The organism is Hydrogenibacillus sp. N12 (genome assembly GCF_019645935.1).
GTDB classification, from domain to species: Bacteria; Bacillota; Bacilli; order Thermicanales; family DSM-22653; genus Hydrogenibacillus; species Hydrogenibacillus schlegelii.
Genome location: NZ_CP080953.1, coordinates 2,356,891 through 2,383,138 on the forward strand (window position 1 = coordinate 2,356,891; position 26,248 = coordinate 2,383,138).

The 26,248-nt window shown below is 66.9% G+C and carries 21 protein-coding genes; 3 read left to right on the forward strand and 18 right to left on the reverse strand.

Annotation, left to right across the window (positions count from 1 at the left end; translation table 11 throughout):
* Window positions 1-24: 24 nt before the first annotated feature.
* The 18 genes from hprK to K2M58_RS11180 form a co-directional block, all read right to left on the reverse strand.
* The gene (gene hprK / locus K2M58_RS11090; protein ID WP_220677590.1) at window positions 25-1,020 is read right to left on the reverse strand and encodes an HPr(Ser) kinase/phosphatase; all 996 of its coding nucleotides are present in this window, start codon (window positions 1,018-1,020) and stop codon (window positions 25-27) included.
* Between the two features lie 42 nt (window positions 1,021-1,062).
* Complete coding sequence (uvrA, locus tag K2M58_RS11095; RefSeq protein WP_220677591.1) at window positions 1,063-3,933, reverse strand: excinuclease ABC subunit UvrA; 2,871 nt, start codon at window positions 3,931-3,933, stop codon at window positions 1,063-1,065.
* Window positions 3,885-5,921, reverse strand: coding sequence for an excinuclease ABC subunit UvrB (gene uvrB, locus K2M58_RS11100; RefSeq protein ID WP_220677592.1), 2,037 nt, complete (start codon window positions 5,919-5,921; stop codon window positions 3,885-3,887). Before uvrB ends, uvrA begins: the two co-directional genes overlap by 49 nt.
* A 91-nt stretch (window positions 5,922-6,012) precedes the next feature.
* A complete protein-coding gene (locus K2M58_RS11105) occupies window positions 6,013-7,320 on the reverse strand; it encodes a PDZ domain-containing protein (protein WP_220677593.1) in 1,308 nt (435 codons plus the stop codon).
* Between the two features lie 9 nt (window positions 7,321-7,329).
* Window positions 7,330-8,808, reverse strand: a complete 1,479-nt coding sequence (locus K2M58_RS11110) for a S41 family peptidase (RefSeq protein ID WP_252393471.1) — start codon at window positions 8,806-8,808, stop codon at window positions 7,330-7,332.
* A gap of 76 nt (window positions 8,809-8,884) precedes the next feature.
* Complete coding sequence (locus K2M58_RS11115; RefSeq protein WP_220677595.1) at window positions 8,885-10,060, reverse strand: murein hydrolase activator EnvC family protein; 1,176 nt, start codon at window positions 10,058-10,060, stop codon at window positions 8,885-8,887.
* Between the two features lie 76 nt (window positions 10,061-10,136).
* Window positions 10,137-11,018 (reverse strand): permease-like cell division protein FtsX, encoded by an 882-nt coding sequence (gene ftsX / locus K2M58_RS11120; RefSeq protein WP_220677596.1) that lies wholly within the window; start codon window positions 11,016-11,018, stop codon window positions 10,137-10,139.
* Window positions 11,015-11,707 (reverse strand): cell division ATP-binding protein FtsE, encoded by a 693-nt coding sequence (gene ftsE, locus K2M58_RS11125; RefSeq protein WP_220677597.1) that lies wholly within the window; start codon window positions 11,705-11,707, stop codon window positions 11,015-11,017. The genes ftsX and ftsE overlap by 4 nt, the downstream gene beginning before the upstream one ends.
* Window positions 11,708-12,073: 366 nt before the next feature.
* A complete protein-coding gene (locus tag K2M58_RS11130; protein ID WP_220677598.1) occupies window positions 12,074-12,514 on the reverse strand; it encodes a GNAT family N-acetyltransferase in 441 nt (146 codons plus the stop codon).
* A 103-nt stretch (window positions 12,515-12,617) separates the two neighbouring features.
* Window positions 12,618-13,682, reverse strand: coding sequence for an ABC transporter substrate-binding protein (locus K2M58_RS11135; RefSeq protein WP_252393625.1), 1,065 nt, complete (start codon window positions 13,680-13,682; stop codon window positions 12,618-12,620).
* 173 nt (window positions 13,683-13,855) lie between these two features.
* A protein-coding gene (gene prfB / locus K2M58_RS11140) for a peptide chain release factor 2 (protein WP_220678909.1) occupies window positions 13,856-15,002 on the reverse strand; the annotation gives its coding sequence in 2 pieces (ribosomal slippage) (window positions 13,856-14,929 and window positions 14,931-15,002; 1,146 coding nt in all).
* Window positions 15,003-15,082: 80 nt separating this feature from the next.
* Entirely contained in the window at window positions 15,083-17,953 is a 2,871-nt protein-coding gene (gene secA, locus K2M58_RS12750; protein WP_289628250.1) for a preprotein translocase subunit SecA, read from the reverse strand.
* 293 nt (window positions 17,954-18,246) lie between these two features.
* A complete protein-coding gene (raiA, locus tag K2M58_RS11155) occupies window positions 18,247-18,801 on the reverse strand; it encodes a ribosome hibernation-promoting factor, HPF/YfiA family (protein WP_220677600.1) in 555 nt (184 codons plus the stop codon).
* A gap of 321 nt (window positions 18,802-19,122) precedes the next feature.
* Window positions 19,123-19,323, reverse strand: coding sequence for a cold-shock protein (locus tag K2M58_RS11160; protein WP_066202908.1), 201 nt, complete (start codon window positions 19,321-19,323; stop codon window positions 19,123-19,125).
* 162 nt (window positions 19,324-19,485) lie between these two features.
* Window positions 19,486-20,427 (reverse strand): hypothetical protein, encoded by a 942-nt coding sequence (locus K2M58_RS11165; protein WP_220677601.1) that lies wholly within the window; start codon window positions 20,425-20,427, stop codon window positions 19,486-19,488.
* Between the two features lie 74 nt (window positions 20,428-20,501).
* On the reverse strand, window positions 20,502-21,404 hold the full coding sequence (locus tag K2M58_RS11170; protein ID WP_220677602.1) for a PP-loop family protein: 903 nt from the start codon (window positions 21,402-21,404) through the stop codon (window positions 20,502-20,504).
* 37 nt (window positions 21,405-21,441) lie between these two features.
* Window positions 21,442-21,645: a ubiquitin family protein gene (locus K2M58_RS11175; RefSeq protein WP_211258053.1), complete on the reverse strand. Its 204-nt coding sequence runs from the start codon at window positions 21,643-21,645 to the stop codon at window positions 21,442-21,444.
* An 88-nt stretch (window positions 21,646-21,733) separates the two neighbouring features.
* Complete coding sequence (locus K2M58_RS11180; protein ID WP_220677603.1) at window positions 21,734-22,273, reverse strand: 2-thiouracil desulfurase family protein; 540 nt, start codon at window positions 22,271-22,273, stop codon at window positions 21,734-21,736.
* A gap of 375 nt (window positions 22,274-22,648) precedes the next feature.
* On the opposite strand from K2M58_RS11180, the gene K2M58_RS11185 reads away from it, so the two are divergent.
* From K2M58_RS11185 to K2M58_RS11195, 3 genes are read left to right on the forward strand one after another with little or no spacing between them, the layout of a single operon-like run.
* Window positions 22,649-24,040, forward strand: coding sequence for an ABC transporter substrate-binding protein (locus K2M58_RS11185; protein WP_220677604.1), 1,392 nt, complete (start codon window positions 22,649-22,651; stop codon window positions 24,038-24,040).
* A gap of 19 nt (window positions 24,041-24,059) precedes the next feature.
* Complete coding sequence (locus K2M58_RS11190; RefSeq protein ID WP_220677605.1) at window positions 24,060-24,983, forward strand: carbohydrate ABC transporter permease; 924 nt, start codon at window positions 24,060-24,062, stop codon at window positions 24,981-24,983.
* On the forward strand, window positions 24,973-26,145 hold the full coding sequence (locus K2M58_RS11195) for a carbohydrate ABC transporter permease (protein ID WP_252393472.1): 1,173 nt from the start codon (window positions 24,973-24,975) through the stop codon (window positions 26,143-26,145). Before K2M58_RS11190 ends, K2M58_RS11195 begins: the two co-directional genes overlap by 11 nt.
* Window positions 26,146-26,248 lie beyond the last annotated feature (103 nt).

Here is a 26,248-nt window from a genome sequence, read left to right on the forward strand (position 1 = left end):
GATCCGTGGTGGGCTTCGTTCCGGTCAGTCGTACGCTTCTTCAAAAATCCGGGCCAGCTTTCTCGCCTCCTCGGCGCCGGCGGCGATGGCCCGATCGAGGCGCTCGGCAAACTCCCGGGCCGGGTGGATCCCCATGAGCTTCAGCCGGTAGTGCATCGCCGCCACTTCGACGATGACGGCGAGGTTTCGGCCCGGCCGGACGGGGATGACGACGAGGGGCAGTTCGGTGTCGAGGATGCGGATCTTTTCCTCGTCGAGCCCGAGGCGGTCGTAGCGCTTCCGGGAGTCCCAGTACTCGAGCCGGACGACGAGGGAGATCTTTTTCCTGAGCCGGATGGCGCCGGCGCCGAAAAGGGCCATGACGTTCAAGATGCCGAGGCCGCGGATCTCCAGCAGATTTTCGATGAGCGGCGGTGCCTCGCCGATGAGCTCCCCTTCGGCCGTCTTGAGGATCTCGACGGCGTCGTCGGCGATGAGCCGGTGCCCCCGTTTGATGAGCTCGAGGGCCGTCTCGCTTTTGCCGATCCCGCTCTGGCCGATGAGGAGGATGCCGATGCCGTACACCTCGACCAGGACGCCGTGCATCGTCGTCCGGGGCGCAAGGGCTTTGTCGAGGAAGTCCGTGAGGAGGCTGATGAGCTTCGTCGTCTTGATCGGCGTGGAAAGAAGCGGCACGGCCCGATCCGCCGCCGCCGCGACGAGTTCCGGGGGCGCCTCGACGCCGTGGGCGAGGATGAGGCACGGCGTCGCCGGGTGCATCAGCTTGGCGAACCGGTACTGGCGCACCTCCGGGGCGAGCTCCGCGGCAAACGTCATCTCGGTCTTTCCGAGCACCTGGATCCGCCGCACCGGATGGTGGGCAAAGTAACCGGCGACGGCGAGCCCCGGCCGGTGGATGTCGCCGGTGACGACCGGCCGGTCGAGGCCCGCCTCGCCGGCGAGGACGTCGAAGCGAAACCGCTCCACGAGCTTCCGAACCGGAATGGACCGCCGGGCTTCTTCTTCGCGGCCGTCCTCCATGTCCGCCCCTCCCTCCCGTCCTGACCCGCCTTCCAACCGGTCTTACCCGACCTCGACGCGACGTTGGGCCGCCGCCTGCCGGGCCCGATCCCGCTCGAGCACCCGGGCGAGATAGCGGCCGGTGTACGATTCCGGCACCGCCGCCACCGCCTCCGGCGGCCCGGCGGCGACGATCGTCCCGCCCCCGTCGCCCCCTTCCGGCCCGAGGTCGATCAGGTAGTCGGCCGACTTGATCACGTCGAGATTGTGCTCGATGACGACGACGGTGTTCCCGCCGTCGACGAGGCGCTGGAGAACCTCGATGAGCCGCCGGACGTCCTCGCTGTGGAGGCCCGTCGTCGGCTCGTCGAGGATGTAGAGCGTCCGGCCGGTCGGCCGCCGGCCGAGCTCCGCCGCGAGCTTGACCCGCTGCGCCTCGCCGCCGGAGAGGGTGGTCGCGCTCTGGCCGAGGCGGATGTAGCCGAGGCCGACGTCCTGAAGCAGCCGGAGCCGCCGGGCGATCCGCGGCACGTCGGCAAAAAACTGAAGCGCCTCGTCGACGGTCATCTCGAGGACGTCGGCGATCGTCATCCCTTTGTAGCGAACCTCGAGCGTCTCCCGGTTGTACCGCTTCCCCTTGCAGGCGTCGCACGTCACGTAGACGTCCGGGAGGAAGTGCATCTCGATCTTGATCACGCCGTCGCCGCGGCACGCCTCGCAGCGGCCGCCCTTGACGTTGAAGCTGAAGCGGCCCTTCTGATATCCCCGGACCCGGGCCTCCGGCGTCTGGGCGAACAGCGCTCGGATGTCGTCGAAGACGCCGGTGTACGTCGCCGGGTTCGACCGGGGCGTCCGGCCGATCGGGCTCTGATCGACGGCGATCACCTTGTCGAGGTGCTCGAGCCCGTCGATCCGGTCGTGGGCGCCGGGCTTGGCCTTGGCGCCGTGGAGCGCCCGGGCGAGGGCCTGGTAGAGGATCTCGTTGACGAGCGTGCTTTTCCCCGATCCCGAAACGCCGGTCACGGCGACGAACAGGCCGAGGGGCACGGCGACGTCGATGTTTTTCAAATTGTGCTCCCGGGCGCCCCGGACGACGAGCCACCGCTCCCCCGGCGGCCGGCGCCGCACCGGAAGCGGGATCCACCGCCGGCCCGAGAGGTACTGGCCGGTGATCGACGTCGGATGCCGGGCGACCTCCTCCGGCGGCCCGGCGGCGACGACTTCGCCGCCGTGGATGCCGGCGCCGGGGCCGATGTCGATCAGGTAGTCCGCCGCCCGCATCGTGTCTTCGTCGTGTTCGACGACGACGACGGTGTTGCCGAGGTCCCGCATCGCCTTCAGGGCGGCGATCAGCCGGGCGTTGTCCCGCTGGTGGAGCCCGATGCTCGGCTCGTCGAGGATGTAGAGGACGCCGGTGAGCTTCGAGCCGATCTGCGTCGCGAGCCGGATGCGCTGCGCTTCGCCGCCGGAGAGCGTCCGGGACGAGCGGGCGAGGGTAAGGTAGTCGAGGCCGACGTCGATGAGAAACTGAAGCCGGGCGGTGATTTCGTTCAGGATGAGCCGGGCGATCTCCCGCTCTTTCGGCGAGAGCTTCTCCGGAAGGGCCCGGAAAAACGCCAGCGCCTCGCCGAGGGGGAGGTTGACGATGTCGTCGATCGACCGGCCGTCGATTCTGACCGCCAGCGCTTCCGGCCGAAGGCGCCTGCCGCCGCACGCCTCGCACACCCGCTCGCTCATGTACGACTCGATCCACTGCTTGACCGCTTCCGAGTCCGTCTCCCGGTAGCGGCGGGTGAGGTTCGGGATCACCCCCTCAAAGCGCACCGCTCCCTCCCGGACGATGCCGAAGTCGCTCTCGTACCGGAAGGGGAACCGCTCGTCGCTGCCGTAGAGGAGGAGCCGCCGGGTCGCCTCGGGGAGCGCCCGGTAGGGGACGTCGCCGTCGATGCCGAAGTGGTCCATCGCCGCCGCGAGGAGCTGTTCGTAGTACGTCCCCCGGGCCTCGGCAAACGGCGCGATCGCCCCTTCGTTCAGGCTTCGGTCGGGATCCGGGACGACGAGCTCCGGGTCGACCTCGAGCTTCACGCCGAGGCCATCGCAGCTCGGACAGGCGCCGAAGGGGCTGTTGAACGAAAAAAGCCGCGGCGAAAGCTCCGGCAGGCTGAAGCCGCAGATCGGGCAGGCGTATTTTTCGCTGAAGACGAGCGTCTCGCCCCCGACGACGTCGACGAGGACCTTGCCGTCGCCGAGCTTGAGGGCCGTCTCGAGGGAGTCGGCGAGACGGCTTTCGATGCCGGCTTTTTTCACCAGCCGGTCGACGACGACTTCGATCGTGTGCTTTTTGTTTTTGTCGAGCTTCGGCGTCTCCTCGACGGAAACGATCTCCCCGTCGATCCGCACCCGGGCAAACCCCTGTCGCCGGACGGCTTCGAGAAGCTTGACGTGCTCGCCCTTTCGCCCTTCGACGAGGGGGGCGAGGACGATGAAGCGGCTTCCGTCCGGAAGGGCCATAAGGCGATCGACCATCTGTTCCACGGTCTGCGCTTCGATCTCGAGACCATGGGTCGGACACGTCGCCCGGCCGATCCGGGCGAAAAGCAGCCGGAGGTAGTCGTAGATCTCCGTCACCGTGCCGACCGTCGAGCGAGGATTCGTGCTCGTCGTCTTCTGGTCGATGGAGATCGCCGGCGACAGCCCGTCGATGCTGTCGACGTCCGGCTTGTCCATGAGGCCGAGAAACTGCCGGGCATAGGCCGAAAGCGATTCGACGTAGCGGCGCTGCCCTTCGGCGTACAGCGTGTCGAAGGCGAGGGACGACTTGCCGGAACCGGACAGGCCGGTCAGGACGACGAGCTTGCCGCGGGGGATCTCGACGGTGATGTTCTTTAGATTGTGGACGCGTGCCCCTTTGACGACGATTTTGTCTTGCGCCATGCACCCTCCCCCTTGAGCTCGATGATGAGGTCCCGGAGCTCGGCCGCCCGTTCGAAGAGGAGGGCGTCCGCCGCCTCCTTCATCTCCCGCTCGAGGCGCGCGATGAGCTTCTCCCGGGCTTCGGCGGTTTTCGCCCGGCGGATCTCGGCGATGTAGTCCGTCTTCGGCTCCTTCGCCCGGGTCGCTTCGATGACGTCATGCACCTTTTTCCGGACCGTCTCCGGCGTGATGCCGTGGGCTTCGTTGTAGGCGAGCTGGATCCGGCGCCGCCGCTCCGTTTCGTCGATCGCCCGGCGCATCGCCTCCGTGATCCGGTCGGCATAGAGGATGACCTTCCCGTTCGCGTTCCGGGCCGCCCGGCCGATCGTCTGGATGAGGGACGTCTCGCTCCGGAGGAAGCCTTCCTTGTCGGCGTCGAGGATCGCCACGAGGCTCACCTCCGGGATATCGAGCCCTTCCCGGAGGAGGTTGATGCCGACGAGGACGTGGAAGACGCCGAGGCGGAGGTCCCGGATGAGGGCGAGCCGCTCGATCGTCTGGATGTCGGAGTGCATGTAGCGGACCTTGATGCCGAGCTCCTTCAGGTAGTCGGTGAGGTCCTCCGCCATCCGCTTGGTGAGGGTCGTCACGAGCACGCGCTCGTCCCGCTCGATGCGGAGGCGGATCTCCTCGACGAGGTCATCGATCTGACCGGCCGTCGGCCGGACGACGACTTCCGGATCGACGAGGCCGGTCGGGCGGATGATCTGCTCGACGACGTCCGGCGCCTTTTCCAGCTCGTACGGCCCCGGCGTCGCCGAGACGAAGATCGCCTGGCGGATCCGCGCCTCGAATTCTTCAAACTTGAGCGGCCGGTTGTCCGCCGCCGACGGCAGCCGGAAGCCGTGCTCGATGAGGGTCAGCTTCCGGGACATGTCCCCGTTGTACATTCCCCGAAGCTGCGGGATCGTCACGTGAGACTCGTCGATGACGAGAAGAAAATCGTCAGGGAAATAATCGAGCAGCGTATACGGCGGCTCCCCCGGCGCCCGTCCGGTAAGATGCCGGGAATAGTTTTCGATCCCCGGGCAGTAGCCGAGCTCCCGGAGCATCTCGATGTCGTAGCGGGTCCGCTGCTCGAGCCGCTGGGCTTCGAGGAGCTTCCCGGCCGCCCGGAGTTCCCCGAGCCGCTCCTCGAGCTCCCCCTCGATGCTCCGGATCGCCCGCTCGAGCGTCTCCCGACGGGTGACGTAGTGGGACGCCGGGAAAATGGCGACGTGCTCCCGAAAGCCGGTGATCTCGCCGGTGAGAACGTCGATCTCGGCGATCCGCTCGATCTCGTCGCCGAAAAACTCCACCCGGATCGCCTGCTCGCTTCGGGAGGCGGGGAAGATCTCGACGACGTCGCCCCGGACGCGAAACGTCCCCCGGTGGAAGTCGTAGTCGTTCCGGGTGTACTGGATGTCGACGAGCTTCCGGAGCACCTCGTCCCGGGGCTTTTCCATCCCGACCCGAAGCGAAAGGACGAGGTCCCGGTATTCCGCCGGGTCGCCGAGGCCGTAGATCGCCGACACCGAAGCGACGATGATGACGTCCTGCCGCTCGAAGAGGGCGCTCGTCGCCGAGTGGCGGAGCTTGTCGATTTCGTCGTTGATGCTGGCGTCTTTTTCGATGTAGGTGTCCGTCTCCGGCACGTACGCCTCCGGCTGATAGTAATCGTAGTAGCTCACGAAATATTCGACGGCGTTGTGGGGAAAAAAGGCGCGAAACTCGTTCGCCAGCTGCCCGGCAAGCGTCTTGTTGTGGGCGATGACGAGCGTCGGCTTTTGCACTTCGGCGATGACGTGAGCGATCGTAAACGTCTTGCCGGTGCCGGTCGCGCCGAGAAGCGTCTGAAACCGCTTGCCGGCCCGGATCCCCTCGACGAGGGCCCGGATCGCCTTCGGCTGATCGCCGCGCGGCTCGTAAGGCGCCACGAGCTCAAACCGGCGGCCGGTCGCCGTCGCCATGTCAATCCCCCCTTTCCGCGCTTCAGGCCACCTTTCCTCGAGCCCTCCCGGCAGACCGTCCGGGCCGCCATCTCTTCCCGCCGTCTTTCGTTCAGATCGTCGCCTCCTCGGCCGGCGCCTGCTCGGTCGGCCGGCCCGGCCGCGCGACGGGCAGCCGAAGGAGACCGAACACGGTTTTCGGCACGGGAATGGCGGGCGCCGACGGCGGAGCAAAGATCAGACCGAACAGGTGGGGCGCCCCGGCATAGCGGGGCGACTCCCGAAAGAGCCGCTCGCCGCGCTCGTCGAGCAGGACGAAACGGGCGTACGGCTGCGCCCTTAAGGCGAAATAGACGTCGTCTGCCGTCCGGACCGGCCGGCGGTTGACCTCGAGCACCCGCCACCCCGGTCGGATGCCGAGGCGCCGGGCCGGCGAGCCCGGAACGGTGGCGAGGACGACGAGACCGCCCGCGTCATCCGGCCGCACCGCCTTCTCCCGAAGCATCGGCCGACCGGACCACCGGTCGACGAAGGCGAGGAGGACCGCAGCCGCCAGACCATCCGCCGGCGCCGCCGGGGCGGCCCACGCGGCCCAGGCGAGGAGGCCGAGAAGCGCGGCGCCGCCCAGCCGACGCCGCGCCGCCTGCCGGCGCGCTTGCCCCGGAACCGCGCCGGGGCAGCGTAAGACGCTTACGCCGGCGACCGGAAGCGGTCCGCCGCCCCCCCAGAGCGGCGCCCCCCAGGCGAGGACGAGCTGCCGGCCGGTCTCCACGCCGCCCCGGGCCGTCCGGGTGGCGTAGGGCGCATAAAGCCCTGCGGGCGCGGTCCCCAAAGCCACCCCTTCGGCCGCCAGCGCCACGGCGCCCAGGGCCAGCCACGCGGCGGGAGCCGTCGCCGCCAGGGCCGCCGCGGCCGCCTGGACCGACGACAGCGCCTCCCGGACCGATCCGGCTTTCGGCAGAAGGTTGAAAACCCAAACGGCTTCGGGCGGCGCCGACGGGTCGGCGAAGCGCGGACCGGCGAAGGCGATCAGGCTCCCGGCGGCGGCCAGAACGGCGGCCGCCGGCGCCGGTCGGGCCAGCGGGAGAAGGAAAACGGAGGCGCCGAGGGAAAGGGCCGTCACGCCGAGGAGGGCTTCCGGCGGCGGAAGCGGCGGCAGGAGAACCGCCGCCCCCGCCGCGCCGGCGCTCGCGGTCAGCCAGAAGCGGAGCGACGCCCCCATGCGGACGAGCGGCGCCTCCAGTCGAAGGCCGAACGTTCGGCGCTCCAGCCCTTTTTGCCAGCGAAACGCGAGCGCCGTCCAGCCCGCCGCCCACACCGCCACCGCGGCCAACCAGAGCCAGCCGCCCATGCTGCCGATCCCCCCTTCTTTCCGCCCGACCTGCCGCGCCGGCCGACCGTCCGTCTTCGCCGGTTTCATCCGGCCGCTTCACCGAGCCGTCCGGGTCCGGACCTCCTGAGCGAGCACCTGGAGCGCCTTTTTGAGCTGCACGTCGTTTGCCGGGTCTTTGATCTTCTGGTACAGCCGTTCCGACAGCCGGGCGCCGGTCGCCCCGTCGACGACGCCCGTCACCGGCAGGCCCTCCTGCTGCTGAAACGCCCGCACCTGCGCCTCCGTCGACGCGTCGAAATACCCGTCCGTCCGGTCGACCGGGAGCCCGAGGGCGTTTAACATTTTTTGCAGCACCGCCACCGCCTGATCGTTCATATCCCGCTTGAGAGGCGCCTCGACGGTGAGCGGAGGCAGGTGAAAATAATCCGGCTGTTTCACCGCGACCGTCGGCTGGACGCCTTTTTTGTGGATCCACGTCCCGTCCGGCGCCAGCCACTTGGCGACGGTGAGTTTGATCGATCCGCCGCCGGTGAGATCCCGCGTCACCTGCACCGTTCCCTTGCCGAAGGACGGCGTCCCGACGACCGGATAGCCGGCGCCTTTTAAGGCCGCTGCGAGGATCTCCGAGGCGCTGGCGCTTCCTTCGTCGATCAGGACGACAAGAGGCCGCCCGTCACCCTTAAGCTTGGACCGGTAGACCTGCCGCTCGCCGTTCCGATCTTCCACCTGGTACAGGATCCCTTCCCGAGGAACGAGCTCCTCCAGGATGCCGGTGACCGCCTCGAGGTAGCCGCCGGGGTTCCCGCGCACATCGATGACGAAGCCCCGGGCGCCCTCCCGATCCAGCCGCTTCATCTCTTCGAAAAAGCGCTGGGCGGTGTTTTCGGCAAACGAAGTGATCTCGATCCAGCCGAGCTTCACGCCCTGGACGTCGTACAGCTTGCTGTGGACGCTCTCGAGGGGGATCGTGTCCCGGACGACGGTGATCGTGATCGGTTCGCTCATCCCGCTCCGGACGATTTCGAGCACGACCTTCGTCCCTTTGGGGCCGCGGATCTTTTTCACCGCCTCCTGAAGCGAAAGCCCTTCGAGGGACTCCCCGTTGACGCTCAAAATCTGGTCGTTCGGACGGATCCCGGCCTTCTCCGCCGGCGACCCCTTGATCGGGGAGACGACGGTGAGCTTACCGCCGATCATCGTCACTTCCGTGCCGATCCCCTCAAACGAGCTCGACAGCGACTCTTCGAACTGCTTGAGTTCCTCCGGGTCGAGGTACGTCGTGTACGGATCGTCGAGCGACGACACCATGCCCCGGATGGCGCCGTCGATGAGCCGATCCGGCGTCGCCGCCTGTTTGTCGACGTATCCGTCGCGCAAAATCGCATACGCGTCGACCAGCCGGCGAAACTCGGCCGGCGCCTTCACCGGCGGCGTCGGCACGTCGCCGGCCAGAGCCCCAAAAGGGAGTTGCGCCCCGGCCCCCCAGCCGCCGAGGACGAACACGGTCGCCCCGCTGCCGAGAAGGGCGCCGACGAGGAGCGCGCCGATCAGGCGGAGCCGCCCGCGATGATGCAATCTGACCGCCCCCATCAATAAGCATAAAACAGACGCCCGAGGCGTCTGTTTGCCGTCCGGATAGCTGTATTATACCTTAACGACCCAAGTAATTCATCGGATTGACGTAATCCCCGTTTTTAAGCACGGAAAAATGGAGGTGCGGTCCCGTCGAAAGGCCCGTCGACCCGACCTCGGCGATCGTCTGACCGCGGCTTACGACCTGACCGACGCTCACCTTGATGCCGCCGGGGCGGATGTGGCCGTAGAGGGTCGACATGCCGCCGCCGTGGTCGATGATGATCGTGTTCCCGTAGCCGCCGTAATACTCCGCCAGGATGACCTTCCCCGCCTCGGCGGCGGCGATCGGCGTCCCCTCCGGCGCCGGGATGTCGATCCCGGAATGGAAGCTTCGCTGCTTCGTGATCGGGTGGATCCGATAGCCGAACGGCGACGAGATGGCGAAGTAACCCGGCACCGGCCAGGCGAGCTGACCGCCGCTCCAGTAGACCTTCGTCAGGGCCTGGTTCAGGCGGTTGTACTCCTTGACGAGGGCCGAAAGCTGCTGGTCGTACTTCTCGAGTTCCTTTTCGTAATCGACCGCCTGGGCCTGGAGCTGGGCGATCTGGACCGTCCGCTCCTTCTGCAGGCTCGCCAGACGGGCCTTTTCCGCCTGAACCTGGGCGTACTTTTGCCGGAGGGCGGCAAGCAGCCGGTCGAGCTCCGCCTTCTTCTCGGCGATCAAGGCCCGATCCCGGCGGTTGGCTTCCAGCAGCGCTTCGTCGTGGGCGACGACCTTGCCCATGAGCACCAGCCGGCTCAAAAAATCCCCCATCGACCGGGCGCCGAAGAGGACTTCCCAGTACGAGACGGGCCCCCGCTCGTAAAGCGCCCGCACCCGTTTCTTCAGGATCGCCTGCCGCGCCGCGATCCGCGCCTCGGCGTCCCGAAGGGCCGCTTCGGTCTTCGCCACGTCGGCTTCCGTCCGGGCGATTTCGCCGTGAAGTTTGCGCAGTCGGGTCTCCGCCTCATTCATCTTGAGGTCGAGGTAGCGGATCTCCTGACCGAGGCGCTTTTGCTCCGCCCGGTTGGCCTGAAGCGCCTCCGTGACCCGCTTGGACTGGGTTTTGAGTTCGGCCTGCTTCTGTTTGTTTAGTTCGAGGGCCTTCCGGATCTCCGCTTCGCTCAGGCCGAGCGCGCGGCCTGAGCCCAGCGCGAAGACGGCGATGAAGGCGACCAAGGCGACGATGAGCCGTCCGGTGGCGCGTGGCACGATCCTCTCCCTTTCTCCTCTTTCGCTTCCCCGTTTCGCGTTCGCTTCGCGGTGTCGGCGGCACCCGCCCGCATCCTCAGACGCGGAGGAACTTCCGGATCGAGGCCAGCGTGCCGACGACGCCGATGCCAAAGCCGAGGCCGACGATGAGCGCCGCAAGCGGCTCGGCGACGGCGGAAAAAGGAAGAAGCGTCACGAAAGGCAGGCGAATTCGCGCAAGCAGCGCGTCGTAGCCGTAGGCGAGCGCGCCGAGGGGAAGAAGCGCGCCGGCGAGGCCGATGAAGGCCCCTTCGATGAAAAAGGGCCAGCGGATGTACATCCGCGTCGCCCCGACGAGGCGCATCACCTCGATCTCGTCCCGCCGGTGGACGATCGTCAGCCGGATCGTGTTGGCGATGAGAAACGTCGCCACGCCGACGAGGCCCGCGACGATGACGAGCATCGCCCGACGAAGGAAAGCCGTCGTCTGGAAGAAGACGTCGATCCACTCCTTGCCGTAACGGATCGTCTCCACTTCCGGGCGCGCCGCCAGCCGCTCCGCGACGGTCGCCGTCTCCTCCGGCGATTTCGCCTTGATGACAAAGGCATCCGGCAGGGGGTTGTCCTCTTCCAAACCATCAAACAAATCTGCCATATCTTTATAATCTGCCTTCAGTTGCCGCAGGCCTTCGTCCTTCGGGATGAAGCGGACGTCCGCCACTTCCGGCATCGCCCGGATCGCCGCCTCCAGCGCCGCGACCGCCTCCGGTCCGGTGCCGTCCTTGAGAAAGAGGCGGATTTCGACCTGTCGTTCCATTTGCTCCGTGAGATGCTGGACGTTCAGCGCGATGGCGGCAAAGACGCCGACGAGAAAGAGCGCCACCGCGACGGTGCTCACCGCCGCGAGGCTCATCCACCGGTTGCGCCAGACGGCCCGGAACGCGTCCCGGACGTGCCGGCGCATCGTCCTGAGCCTCACCGTCCGACCGCCTCCCGAACCTGCCGCGCCGGTCGGTCGTAGGCGACGCGGCCCCCTTCCAACCGGATCGTCCGGCGCGGAAACCGTTCGATGAGCGCCCGGTCATGGGTCGCCATCACGACCGTCGTGCCGAAGGCGTTGATTTCCATGAGCAGCCGGACGATCGACGCTGCCGTCTCCTCATCGAGGTTGCCCGTCGGTTCGTCGGCGATGAGGAGCTTCGGCTTCGGCGCCAGCGCCCGGGCGATCGCCACCCGCTGCTGCTCCCCGCCGGAAAGTTCCCGGGGAAACCGGCGGGCATGGGCCTCTAGCCCGACGAGATCGAGGAGCTCGGCCACCCGGCGACGGATCTCCCGTTCCGGCAGCTCAAGCACTTCCAGGGCAAAGGCGATGTTTTCTGCCACCGTCAGACGGTCGATCAGGCGGTAGTCCTGAAAGACGACGCCGATCGACCGGCGGAGCTCAGGGACCTGCCGCGCTTTGAGCTTCGTCAGATCGAAGCCGCCCACTTTGATCGTCCCCTTGGTCGGCCGCTCTTCCCGATAGACGAGTTTGAGCCACGTCGACTTGCCGGCGCCCGACGGCCCGGTCAGGTAGACGAACTCGCCGGCCTTGATCGAGAGGGTGACGTCCCGCAAGGCGACGACGCCGTTCCGGTAGGCCTTCGTCACGCTGTCCATTTCGATCAACGGCAGGCACTCCTTTGACGGGCGAATTCGACGCGTTATTGCCCGGGAAAAATACGGTCGAATTCTCGTATGTAGCCGGATCTATTATAGCATGAAAAGACGAGGCGGTTCGACCGGATCGACAAAAAAACACCGGGCAAAAATCGCCCGGCGTCCCGACCGCCCGCGGACGATCCGGCGTCCGCAAGCCGGCGCCACCCCGCCCGTGGGGCGCCCCATCGCGGACGACACGGCGCCCGCCCCGACTCAGGAGAACCGGCATCCGCATCGTTCGGAAGACAAAACGTCCGCCCGACCGCGGTCCATCCGGCGGTCAGGGGCGGCCCTGGCCTGGCCTGCGGTTCGGCGCCACGACGCCCGCCGAAATCAAAACGCCCGCCGAAAGATGTAGCTCGCCTTCAAGTAGCCCATCTTCTCTTCGTAGAAGCGGTGGGCCTCCTCCCGCGCCAGGCCGCTTGTGATTTCTAACTTTTCGCACCCTTGTTCTTCCGCCCACCGCTCGACGTACGCCAGAAGCTTCTCGCCGTACCCCTGGGACCGGCGAGAGACGTCGGTGACGAGGTCGAGCAGGTAGAAGTACCGGCCGTTATAAAAGCTGTGGAGGATGTACCCGCCCGCCAGGGAGACGAGGGCGTCCTCCACGAAGAGGCCGAACAGCCGGTAACCGAAGGCCCGCATCGCCCTGAGATGCGCCCGGTAATCCGCTTCGTTCAGGTGGTGCCTGAGCTGATGCATGAGGCGATAGGCCGCCTGCTCCGCCGCTTCGCCGACGAGCTCTTCGATGCGAATCTCTCCCGCTTCGCGCACCGGTAGCCCCCCTTTAAAAAAGCCGCCGGCAGGGCGCCTGCCGGCGGCTTTTTGCAATCGGTTGTGACGTTTCGCTGTGCCCCGGGCCGCACCGTCCGCGACGTCAGTACGCGACCTTGACCTCGGCCTCCAACGCCGCCGGAAGGACGATGCCGAGCCGCTCGAGGGCCCGGCGGTTGACGACGAGCTCGGTGTCCCGGACGACGAGGACCGGGATCGCCGATGGCGGCGTGCCGCCGAGGATCCGCGCCGCGATCTCGCCCGTCCGCCGACCGAGGGCCCGCTGGTCGATGCCGTAGGTGGCGACGGCGCCCTTGGCGACGGTGTCCGGATCGGAGGCGAACACCGGCTTCCGGGCCTCGCCGGCGGCATCGAGGTAGGCGTCGGCGGCCGAGACGACGAGGTTATCGTTCAGAATGAGGAAGGCGTCGACCCGGCGGGCGATCGACGCCACCGCCTGCGGCACCTCTGCGGCGGCGGTCACGCCCCGCTTTTCGATCGCAAGCCCCCGATCGCGGGCCGCCGCTTCCGTCGCCCGGAGCTGCGCTTCGGCGTTCACTTCGCCGGAGTGATAGACGATGCCGATCGTCCGGGCGTCCGGAAGCACTTTCCGGATGAGGTCGAGCTCGAGATCGACGGGCGTCTGGTCGCTGGAGCCGGTGATCCGTTCCCCCGGCCGGTCGAGGGCTTCCACCAGGCCGGCGGCGACGGGGTCGGTGACGGCGGCAAAGACGATCGGTTTGTCGGTGACCGCCTCTTTGACCGCCTGAGCCGACGGCGTGGTGATGGCGATGACCAGATCGAGCGGAGAAGCGGCAAATTTTTCCGCAATCGCCGTCGCGATCGATCGGTCGCCCTGGGCGTTTTCATAGTCGACCTGAAGCGTCTTCCCCTCGACGTACCCCGCCTCCGCCAGCCCCTCGAGGATGCCTTCCCGAATGGCGTCGAGCGACGGATGCTCGACGATCTGCGTGATCCCGATCGCCTTCGCGCCGGACGGCTTCTCGCCCGACGCCGGCCCTGTGGCCGCCGGCGCTTCGGCCGGCGCCGAAGCCCCCGACCCCGCCTCGCCGGCCCCGCCGGTCGGGCGGCCGCAGGCGACGAGCCCCAGAAGGACAAAAAGCGCCGCCCCCGCGGCAGCGCGCTTCGCCCACATCATCCACCGCACTCGGCTCAACTCCCCTTCGCTCCCCTCGCCTCGGCTGTTCTCCGAAAGAAGGCCACGCCGTTCTCCGACGGGATACCACGCCGGAGCCGCGCCTTCACGCGCGGCCCCCGCGTGTGAATGAATCCATGTGCTTATCTTATAGCACAGAACGGCGTGACACACCAGTGTAACTTTTACTCCGCCTGATTCGCCGCTTCCGCCGGCGCCGCCGGCCGTCCGCCGGCAGCCTGCCACCGGAGGTAGGCATCGATGAACGGATCGAGCTCGCCGTCCATCACCGCCTGGACGTTGCCGACCTCCACGCCGGTGCGGTGGTCTTTGACCAGGCTGTACGGGTGAAAGACGTACGAGCGGATCTGGTTGCCCCAGGCGATTTCTTTCTGCTCACCGGCGAGGGCCTTGAGCTCTTTTTCCCGTTCTTCGAGCGCCCGTTCCAGAAGCCGCGCCCGGAGGATCTTCATCGCCCGTTCGCGGTTTTGGATCTGGGAGCGCTCCGACTGGCAGGTGACGACGATGCCCGTCGGCAGGTGCGTGATGCGGACGGCGGAGTCGGTCATGTTGACGTGCTGGCCGCCGGCGCCGCTCGAGCGGTACGTGTCGATCCGGAGGTCTTCGTCCCGGATTTCGACGTGGACGTCTTCGTCGATCTCCGGCAGCACGCTCACCGAGGCAAACGACGTGTGCCGCCGCCCGGAGGCGTCGAACGGCGAGATGCGCACGAGGCGGTGGACGCCTTTTTCGCCTTTGAGGTAGCCGTAGGCATTTTTCCCTTTGACGAGAAGCGAGACGCTTTTGATCCCGGCCTCCTCGCCCGGAAGCAGGTCGAGCACCTCGACCTTAAATCCCCTGTCTTCCGCCCACCGCTGGTACATGCGGAAGAGCATCGACGCCCAGTCCTGGGACTCGGTGCCGCCGGCGCCGGGATGAATCTCGAGGATCGCGTTTTTCCCGTCGTAGGGGCCGGAGAGCATGAGCTCGAGCTCGTACGCCTCGAGCGCTCCGGCGAGAGCCTTGACGGTCGCCTCGAGCTCCCGGACGAGCTCCGGATCTTCTTCTTCTTTGATCAGCTCGAGGAGCGCCTCGATGTCGTCCTTTTTCCGGACGAGATCTTCATACGCCTCGAGCGTTTCCCGAAGGGCATGCGCCTCCGCCGAGATCTGCTGCGCCCGCTCGGGGTCCGACCAGAAATCCGGCGCGCCCATCTGGGCTTCCAGGGTCTCCAGGCGCGCCCGCTTCCCGTCGGGGTCAAAGAGACCCCCTTAAGGCCCAAAGCCGCTCAAACAGCCGACGCGCTTCCTGGCGCAGTTCGTACAGATCCATCCTCATCACCTCGGAGAGACGGGGTAGAGACGTTTGGTTCGACGTCCGGGGTTCGGCCTCAACCCGGGGCGACGGGGCGCTCAGACGTTTTTTCCGTGGCAGTGCTTGTATTTCTTCCCGCTTCCGCAGGGGCACGGGTCGTTTCGGCCGATCTTCGGCCCCTTGACGATCGGCTTTTTTTTCTTCTCGTCGCCGCCGTTTAAGTCGACCGGAGACCGGGGCGACGGGACGTCCAGAGTCCCGATCGGGGGCTTCACGGCCTCGACCGCCCCGGGTGACTTTCGGACGGCGTCCGCCCCCCCGCTTCGCGGGCGAACGCCTTCGGCACCGGCGGCCTGGGCCTCCGCCACCGCCACCCGGACGACGGCACCGGCGCCGACCTGCGCCTTCATCATATACGTCGTGACCTCTTCTTCGATGCTCGCGATCATCTGCTTGAACATCTCGAAGCCTTCAAACTGGTACTCCCGAAGCGGGTCCGTCTGCGCGTAAGCCCGGAGGTGGATGCCCTGCCGGAGCTGGTCCATCGCGTCGATGTGGTCCATCCACTTGGCGTCGACGACCCGGAGGAGGACGACCTTTTCGAACTCCCGCATGACCTCCGGCGTGATCGCCGCCTCCCGCTCCTCATAACGGACTCGGGCCCGCTCGACGAGGCGGCCTAAGATCGCTTCTCGATCGAGGCCCCGGAGCGCTTCCGGCTCGACGTCTCCCTCCTCGAAGACGGAGGCGTTCAGGGCCGCCACCAAGGCCGGGAGATCCCACTCTTCCGGGACGAGGTCGTCGGTGAGATGGGCCTCGACGAGGCGGCGGATGTGGCTTTCGATCATGCCGAGGACGATCGGCTTGACGTCGTCGGAAAAAAGGACCTCCCGCCGCTGCTTGTAGATGATCTCCCGCTGTTCGTTCAGCACGTTGTCGTACTGAAGGACGATCCGGCGCCGGTCGAAGTTGAGGGCCTCCATCCGCTTCTGGGCCGACTCGATCGCCCGGGTGACGAGGGGGCTTTCGATCGGCTCGTCGTCGGGAAAGCGGAAGCGCTCCATGAGCTGCTTGACCTGCTCGCCGCCGATCTTCTGCATGAGCTCGTCTTCGAGGGAGAGGAAAAACTGCGAGTGGCCGGGATCCCCCTGACGGCCGGCGCGGCCCCGGAGCTGGTTGTCGATCCGCCGGGCCTCGTGCCGCTCGGTGCCGATGATCGCAAGCCCGCCGAGTTCGGCGACGCCGGGGCCGAGCTTGATGTCGGTGCCGCGGCCGGCCATGTTCGTCGCGATCGTCACCGCCCCCCGCTCGCCGGCGCGGGCGACGATCTCCGCCTCGCGGGCGTGGTGCTTGGCGTTCAGCACCTCGTGCGGGATGCCGCGGCGGATGGCCTCGGCGGTGACGACCGCCGTCCGGAACGCTTCGAACGCTTCGCGGACCGCTCCTTTGAGCTCGCCGAGGCGAGCCTCGTACGGCTCCAGGTCCTCCGGCCGGACGGCCGCCGGCCGGCTGAGGCGCTTTTTCAGCTCGGCCCACTCCGGCCGCCCGTCGTCGGCGAGGAGCTCCAGGAGCGCCCGACCCCGCTTTTCCACTCGCGGGAGATACCGGCGGACGTCCCGGAGCATCTCGGACAGGTGCTCCGACACCTCGATGGAGACCGTCCCGACGAGGACCGGCTGGCCGGTCAGGTGCCGCCGGACGATTTCCTCGACGACGGCGTAAAACTTCGCCTCCGCCGTCTTGAAGACGACGTCCGGGGCATCGACCCGGATCATCGGCTTGTGCGTCGGGATGACGACGACGTCCATGCCGTAGATCGACTTGAACTCTTCTTCTTCCGTCTTGGCCGTGCCGGTCATCCCGGCGAGCTTCTGGTACAGGCGGAAATAGTTTTGCAGCGTGATCGTCGCGAGCGTCATCGTCTCTTCCTGCACCCGAAGGCCTTCCTTGGCCTCGATCGCCTGGTGCAGGCCGTCGGAGTACCGCCGGCCGTACATGAGCCGGCCGGTGAACTCGTCGACGATGATCACCTGGCCGTCTTCGACGACGTAGTCGACGTCCCGGCGCATGAGGACGTGGGCCTTGAGCGCCTGCAGAATATGGTGGTTGAGATCCATGTGCGCCGGGTCATACAGATTGTCGATGCCGAAGTATCGCTCCGCCTTGGCGACGCCCCGCTCGGTCAGGGCGACGGAGTGGGCTTTGATGTCGACGGTGTAGTCTTCGTCCGCCTGAAGCCCCCGGACGAAGCGGTCGACGGCGTAGTAGAGGCCGCTGTCTTTTTTGGCCATCCCGGAGATGATGAGCGGCGTCCGGGCCTCGTCGATGAGGATCGAGTCGACCTCGTCGATGATGGCGTAGTAAAGCGGCCGCTGGACGATCTGTTCCTTCGTCAGGGCCATGTTGTCCCGGAGATAGTCGAAGCCGAACTCGTTGTTCGTCCCGTAGGTGATGTCCGCCTGGTACGCCGTCTGCTTTTCGGCGTGGCTCATCCCCGGGACGTTCAGGCCGACGGTGAGGCCCAAAAATTCGTAGATCCGGCCCATGTCCCGCCGATCTCGGGCGGCGAGGTAGTCGTTGACCGTGACGACGTGGACGCCCTTTCCGAGGAGCGCGTTCAGGTACGCCGGCAGCGTCGCGACAAGCGTCTTCCCTTCGCCGGTTTTCATCTCCGCGATGCGGCCGTCGTGAAGCACCATGCCGCCGACGAGCTGGACGTCGAAGTGCCGGAGGCCGAGGGTCCGCTTCGACGCCTCCCGGACGACGGCAAACGCCTCGATGAGAAGATCGTCAAGCGTCTGTCCGCCTTCGAGCCGCCGGCGGAATTCGTCCGTCTTCGCCCGAAGCTCGGCGTCGGAAAGCCGCTCCATCTCCGGCTCCAGCGCGTTGATCCGTTCGACTTTTTGCATATACCGCCTCACCTCCCGCTCGTCCCGAGACGGGAGGAGGCGACGGATGAGCCCGATCATCGGCCGAAGACCCCTTCCGGAAAACCTGGTTTGATTGTAGCAAAGCAAACGGTGAAAAAACAAGAAACGAAGGCCCCCGCCTTCGTTTCCCCTCGCCCGTCCGGTTGTCCCGCTTCCCTGCCCGCGGCGCCCCCGCCATGGGCGCGAAAAGCGCCGCCGGCGTTACGACCGCTCTTTTGCCTTTTTTGGCTTTCCGGACGACTGGCCGGCCTGGGCCTGGGCCGCTCATCCCGTCCGGCCGCTCATCCTGTCCGGCATGAGCGCCTTACGCCCGCTCCGGCTCGATGAGGCCCTTACGCCCACTCCGGCTCGATGAGACCGTAGCTTCCGTCCCGGCGCTTGTAGACGATGCCGATGCGGTCGGTTTCGGCGTTCTGGAAGACGTAGAAGGTATGGCCGAGAAGCTCCATCTGCAGCGCCGCCTCTTCTGCGGCCATCGGCTTTAAGGCAAAGCGCTTCACCCGAACGATGCGGGGCGCCTCCTCTGCCGGCGCGACGTCCGAAGGCTCGGCCGTCTCTCGAAAGAGCCCCTTGAGGCCGTCCGACTCCCGCGGCTTCCGGTGAAGGCGCGTCTTGTACTTGCGGATCTGGCGGGCGATCTTTTCGGCGACGTTGTCCACCGCCGCATACATGTCTCCGGTCTTGTCCTCGGCCCGGAGGATGAGGCCGGGCGTCGGAATCGTCACCTCCACCCGGTGCCCGTCCCGGTAGACCTTCATCGTCACGTGGGCGGTGAGAGAGGCGTCCTCGGCGAAGTACTTTTCCAGCACGCCGCCGAGCCGCTTTTCCGCGTAGGCCCGTAAGGCCTCCGTCACCTCGACGTTTTCGCCGCGGATCAAAAACCGCATCGCCAAGACCCCTTTCCGAAAGCGCTTTCGGGCGCCTTCGCTGGTACCCTGAGTATAACGCGATTCGCCCGGCGGCGTCAAACGACAAAAAATCATCCAGCGGATCGGCCGCGAAAAGAACGCCCGGGTGATGCGCCGGTCAACAGAAAGCGCCCTCCGTACCGCGCTTCGGAGGGCGCACCGTTTGGCTTTTGTCGACGTTCATTCGCCTCTTCGGCGTCTGCCCGATCGTGCAATGAGGCATCCGCCGCCGGCCGCCGATGGGCGCCGGGGATTCATCCCGGACGGCGATCGCCGTCAGGATCGAACGATGGCCGCGGCTTAGAGCTTGACGACGTTGGCCGCCTGCGGACCGCGAGCGCCTTGCACGATGTCGAAGGAGACCCGCTGGCCTTCCTCGAGCGTCTTGTACCCTTCACCGACGATGGCGGTGTAGTGGACGAAGACGTCCTCTCCGCCGTCCCGCTCGATGAAGCCATACCCCTTCGTGGCGTTGAACCACTTGACCCGTCCTTGATACACGAACCGTCTTCCCTTCCTTGAAAAAATGGCATAAGCTCGCGGCCGTGCGAACCCGCGGCCTTTCGCAGGCGCCAAGCTTATGGGGTCACTATACCACATCGCGCGCCCGGACGCAAGGGCGCCCGTTCGCCGGGCGGCCGTTCCCTCAGAAGAGTCGGCCGCTCAAAAGAGGCGGCTGGCCCCTTCGCCGAGGTACAGGCGGTAAAGGCGGACGCCGTCTTTTTCCGGCGCCATCCAAAAAAGCGCCTCTTCGGCAAAGCGGACGTCCCGGCCCGGTGTCAAGATCGTCCGCTCGACGGGCAGGCGAAAAGACGCCCGGAGGCTTCCGTCCGTGCCGAAAAAGCCGACCGAGCGGGCCTCCCGTAGTTCGGTCTCGGTCGATCGCCGAAGCACCGCCTCGACGATCCCTCCGTCCGGGACGGCCCTCACGAGGATCGCCTGTTCGAGAAGCGGCCGCCCTTCCACGGTGAAGGCGTACGGAGTTCCCGCCGGCGGTTGAACGGCGATACGGATCGCCCCGTCCGCCATCCGTTCCGCCGACCAGGCCGCCCCGGGGCGCCCGAACCGCATGAACGCGTCCGCCTCGGCCATCGGTTCCGGTTCCGACCAGCGGCCCGCCTCAAGGTCCAAAGTCCGCACCGCCTCGTGACAGAGGTCGAAGACCCGAAGGACCGGGCGATCGGGGATAACCCCGGGGACGCCGAGCTCGCCGGCCGGCCCGACGTCGAGGTCCCTGAGCCAGCAGGCCTCCGGCACCGCCAGCGTCTCGGGATAGCGGCCGGCGGCCGCCTCCGAAAGGGGCCGGATGAGGATGCGCCGGTTGGCGGTGTCAAGGAGAAACAGCTGATCGTCGAAGACGTCGAAGCTCATCGGCCCCTGGTCGATCCACTCGTCGCGAAAGGCGTTGAAGCCGACTTCGTCCGGAGCCGTCCCGTAGGCCAGGCGGACGACCTCGATGAGGCGACCGGCGCCGGAGGCGGTCCAGCCGGGTCCCTCCGGCGCCGCCTCCGGTGGTCCGCAACCCGCCCCCAGCCCGAGCACGAAAAGACCCCCGACGGCCCAGGCGAGCCCCCGGGCGAGCCGGCGAAAAAACGAACGCCCCATGTCCCCGATCCTCCCTGCGGCAGTCGCCGGCGCCGGACGCCTGAACCGCGGCATCGATCTCCAAAACCGCAGGCTTACTCGACGCCGGCGGCGGTCATGAGCCGCACTTCGTCCACGCCGACCCGCTGCATCATGCGGCAGAACGAGCAGACCTCCGCCACCGTCGGCTGGCCGCAAACCTTACAAGGGCGCACCTCCGGCCGCTCCGTCGCCCCTTCGATCGCCGCCCGCCCCCGCTCGTAGAAGCCGAGCAGAAACTGCCGTTTGGCGCCCGGTGAGCGAAGCTCCAGCTGGTTTAAGAGCTCTTTGTAGACGTGGCTCCGGGCGCCGACGGCGTGCGGACATTCTTCGACGATGTAGTCGATGCCGGTAAGGATGGCGTAGGCGGCCGTCTCCCGCTCCGTCAGGCGGATGAGCGGCTTGACCTTGCGGCGAAAGCCGTTTTCCGCCTCGAGAACCGGCGACTGGCGCCGGAGCGCCTCGAGGTTCCAGTGCAGGACATTCCCGAACAACGTCGCCGCCTCGTCGTCGAGGTTGTGCCCCGTCGCCAGGACGTCGTACTCGCCCTTCTCCGCCTCGAGGTTAAAAAGATACCGTTTGGCGAGGCCGCATCCGGAACAGGCCGGCCGCCGAAGCGAGCGGGCCAGCTCCGGCACCGTGACGTCGTACTGCTCCTTGAGGGAGACGATCCGGAGCGTCGCCCCCCGGGCGGCGGCGAAGGCCTCCGCCTTTTCCCGCGAGGCGACGGAGTAGTCGCCGATGCCGAGGTCGATGTAGAGGCCGTCGGCCTGATAGCCGAGCCTAAGGAGCACCTCCCAGAGGACGAGGCTGTCTTTTCCGCCTGAGACGGCGACGAGGATCCGGTCGTCCGGCGTGAACATCCGAAAGTCTTGAATCGCCCGCCGCACCTGGTTTTCGAAGTACGCGAGAAAATGCTCCCGGCAGAAGGCGGTGTTGTGCTGGGGAAGCTCGATCACCGCCTTCTCCTTGCACACCTTACAAAGTCGCATGCCTTCACCCCCCGGAGATGGCAGAACGGACTTCGATCTCCTCCCCGTCTTCCACGACGTCGTCGAGCGTAAGGAGCGTATTCCCTTTGATGACGAGCGTCGCCTCGGGATTCATCTTGAGCTCCCGAAGGATCTCCCGCACCTTTTTCGGACCGGAAAAGGTGAATTCTTTTTTTTCCGGAATGCGCATGATGACGCGCACGACCATCCCCCCAGAACACAAAGGCGGCGCCCCGTCGGGCGCCGAGCGATCGGGCGTGTTTCTTTTTTATTTTAGCAGCTTCGGACGTCGAAGTCTAACCCCGCCTCGGCGCTTCCGGCTCGGCATCGGAAGGTCCGTTCGCCGACGGTCCTTCCGCCGCCCGGAGGGCCGCTTCCGCCCGGTCGAGCTCGTCTTCCCCGAAGACGGGGATCCCGGCTTCCCGGAGCCTCCGAGCCGTCACCCCTTCGCCGGGGATCTTGCGGCCGCTGAAGGTGCCGTCGTAGATCCGCCGGCTGCCGCACGACGGGCTCGACTGTTTGAGGAGGGCCAGGGCGACGTCAAAATGCCGTGCCAGGGCGAGGGCCGCTTCGGCCCCTTTTTGAAACGCTTCGGTCACGTCGCGACCGTCGACCGTCACCACCCGATCGCCGCGAATTTCGGCCGGCGGCCGCGGCGTCGAAAGCCCGCCGGCGACTTCGGGGCAGACGGCGATGACGCGACCTTCGGCCAGCCAACGCCGGAGCCTCGGGTCGTCGACGAAGTTGTCGTCGCCGGTATACGTCACCGGGTGCCCGAGGAGGCAGGCGCTCACGAGGATGGCCCGCCGCCCCGATCCGCCGCGGGATGCCGCCATCCCCTCGCCTCCTTTCCGGATCATGAATCCGCAAACCGCGATTCCGGCAAAGGGCCTGTTTTCATTATACCTTCCATCATGCCTTGCTTCCTTGTTCGGTGAATCGGACCCCATCGCCGGGTCGGCCGGCTTCCCCCGGCGCGTCCGGCCAGCGCTTCGGGTCGGCGCGCGAAGCGACGGTTCGCGCCATTTTTACCGAACCTTTACGTCATCTTTACAATGTCTTCATCGCCTCTTGACAGTATTCGACTATCCTGGGGGAGGGACCGAAGGGTAGACCGGGGCGCCGCGGGTTAAGCACTTAATCTCCATTTGCGGCGCGCTCCGCCCCCTCTGGCCGGTCCGGACTTTCATGCGGCAAAAGGAGGCACCGTCATGCCCCCCATCTTCCGCCCGCGGCTTTTTGCGCTGCTTCTCGTCGCCGTCCTTTCCTTCGCCGCCGCCGGCTGCGGTCAGGGCGGACGGCCGACCGGAGACAGCGCCCCGACGAACGCGGCGCCGACGTCCCAAAGCGCCGGCGCTCCCCCGGCCGAAACGGCTTCTTCCCGGCCGGTCGAGCTTACGTTTTTCTACCCCGTCGGCGTCACCGGTCCCCTCACGGAAATCATGAACGGCCTCGTCGACGAGTTCAACCGGACGCATCCCGGCATCCGCGTCAAACCGGTCTTCACCGGCAACTACGCCGACAACACGGCCAAAATCGTCACCGCCTTAAAAGGCGGCAACCCGCCGGACGTGGTCATCTCCCTCTCCCAGGACCTCGCCTACCTGCGGGAAATCGACGCGATCCAGCCTTTCGACGACCTCTTTGCCAAAACCGACCCCGCCCTTCGCTTCGACCCGCAGGACTTTTTCCCCGCCTTCATGCTGAACTCCCAGATGGAAGGCAAGACGTGGGGCATTCCCTTTCAGCGGAGCACGCCGGTCATGTATTACAACAAGACGGCTCTGAAAGAGGCGGGCCTCGACCCGGAAAAGCCGCCGGAGACGTGGGATGAGCTCGTCGACGCGGCGAAGAAGACGATGCGCCGGGAAAACGGAAAGGTCGCCCGCTGGGGGGTCGAGATCCCCATCTCCGGCGTGAGCACCTGGCTTTTTGAAGCCCTGGCGCTCGAAGCGGGACAGGGCCTCTATGACGGCGACCCGACGAAGGTCTTCGTCGACACGCCGGCGGCAAAGCGGGCAATGCAGTGGCTCGTCGACCTGAGCCATCGGGAGGGCGTGATGCCGGAAGGCGTGATCGACTGGTCCGCCGCCTCAACCGACTTCACCGCCGGAAAGACGGTCTTCCTGTATCACTCCACCGGAAGCCTGAGCGCCATCCTCAAACAGGCCAACTTCGACGTCGGCGTCGCCTTCCTGCCGAAAGACAAGCAGTACGGCGTCCCGACGGGCGGCGGCAACTTCTACATCCTGAAGGGCATTCCGGAGACGCATAAGGAGGCGGCCTGGACCTTCGTCCAGTGGATGGTCTCCCCCGAAATCGCCGCCCGCTGGTCCATCGACACCGGATACGCGCCGGTCCGGAAAGCGGCGACGGAAACCGACCGCTGGAAACAATACGTCGCCGAGCGGCCGCAGGCGGAAGTCGCGCTGAAGCAGCTGGAATACGCCCACCCCGAATTTGCCCCCTATCAGCGGCCGCAGGTGCAAAAGATCGTCGCGGACGCGATCCAGGCGGTCCTCACCGGCGCGGCGACCGTCGACGACGCCTTTGCCCGGGCCCAGCAGGACGCCGATCGCATCCTGCAAAAAGTCGCTCGCTGACCCGGCGGGAGGGAACGCGATGGCGGACCTTTCCCGGCCTCTCTCCCGGCGCGCCGCCCTCCCGGCCGCGTCCGCCGGCGCGGCCTTCTGGCGGCGCCTCTTCCCGTACGCCCTCATCGCCCCCGCCCTTTTCTTCGTCGCCGTCTTCAGCACCTATCCGGTGCTGAAGACGCTTCTTTTGGCGGGGACCGCGGAAGGCGGCATCGGCCGCGCGTTCGGGGATCTCTGGAGGGATCCCGTCTTCCGGCTCTCCCTCGGGGCGACGCTTCGTTTTCTCGCCTACTCCTCCCTTCCGGCGATGGCGATCGCGTTTTTCCTCGCCCTCTGGATCCACGGCCGGCCGGGGCGATTTCGGCGGGCGCTCGAAGGGGTCTGGGTGCTCCCGCTGGCGCTTCCGGTGGTAAGCGCCGCAGCGATCTGGCTGTTCATGTTCACGCCCCAGTACGGCCTCCTCGCGGTCCTCGCCGACCGCCTCGGATTGACCGATCCGGCCCTGCTCCGAAGGCCGGAGACGGCCCTCTGGGCCCTGGCGGTCGTGGAGGTCTGGCGCGAGATGGGGTTCAACCTTCTCGTGTTCCTCGCCGGCCTCTCGACGATCCCCAGAGACGTCGAAGAGGCGGCCCGCCTCGACGGCGCCGGAGAAGGGCGCCTCACGCTCATGATCCGTCTGCCGCTTCTTTGGCCGACGATCATCTTCGTCGGAACGGTCAGCCTCCTGCACGCCCTGAGCACGATCGACCCGATTTTCGTCATGACGCAGGGCGGCCCGAACAACGCCACCAACCTGCTTCTCTATCAGATGTACCTGACCGCCTTTTTCTACGGCGACTGGCCGCGGGCGGCCGCCACGGCCGCCGTATTCCTCGGCCTGGCCGGCCTCATCGCCGGCGTCCAAGTCTACGGCCTGGAGCGGCTTTTCGGGAGGGATGACGGTGTCGCTTGAGCGCAGTTGGATCGTCCCCGAAGCCCCGCCGGCGGAAGGCAAAGCGGCTCCGGCGGGCGGCGGGGCCGAGGCTTCGGAAGGGGGGACGCCCCATCCATCAGGCGGGAGAAAAGCGGCGGCCGAAGGGAATCGGGCGGCCGGCGAAAGGACCGGGGCGGCCGGGGAGAATCGGGCAGACGCCGGGAGGGTCGATGCGGCGGGAGAACGACGGTCCATCGGAGCGGAGTCGAAAGCGGGGGAAGACGAGGCGGCCGCGTCCGGTTCGGTTTCGTCCGGGCGGCCGCGGGCCACTTTCGCGCTCAGGGCCGACCGCGCCGGACGGTTCCGGTTTCGCCCGGGCGCCCTCGGGGCGGCCGCCGCGACGGGGATCGCCGTCGTTTTGGCGATCGTCTGGGCGCTTCCCCTTCTCTGGACCGCCGTCACGGCCTTCCGGCCCCTCGACGAAAGCGTCGGCCGGAGCCTCCTGCCTTCCCGCCTCACCTTCGAGGCCCTCGCCGCCGCGTGGTCGTACGCTCCGTTCGGCCGGTACTACCTGAACACCTTCGTCATCGTCGTCGTTGTCGCGCTCGTTCAGGTGCTCCTCGCCGTCCCGGCCGCTTACGCCTTTGCGCGGCTCCGGTTTTTCGGCCGCGACGCCCTCTTTTTCCTCTTTTTGCTCCAGATGATGCTGCCGATGAACGCCCTCGTCCTGCCGAACTATCTGACGATGAAGTCCCTCGGCCTTTTGAACACCCTCTGGGCGATCATGATCCCCTACTTCGGCTCCGGGATGGCGGTCTTTTTGCTCCGGCAGGCGTTTCGAAGCGTCCCGCAGGCGTATGAAGATGCCGCCCGCATCGACGGCGCCTCGCTCGTCCAGGTGCTCCGGCACGTCTACGTTCCCCTGGCGCTGCCGAGCCTCCTCGCCTTCCTGTTCTTTTCCGTGAGCTATCACTGGAACGAGTTTTTCTGGCCGCTCATCGTGACGGACGACGACGCGGTCCGGCCCGTGACCGTGGGCCTGGCAAAATTCACGCAGGCGGCCGAGGCCGGCGCCAACTGGCAGCTTTCCGCGGCCGGCACGCTCATCGTCGTCGGGCCCCTCATCGCCCTCTTCTTCCTCTTCGCCGCCTGGGGAAGGACCCGGCGGGCGATCGGGGCGGACGCCGGCCTCAAAGGATAGGAGGGCCAGGCCCCTTTTCGCCCCCGCGCGGGCCGCCGTTTCCCCGGCGTTGGCCGCCTTCCGGGAACGTGGTACAATACGGAAGATGAAAGGGGCGGTCAAC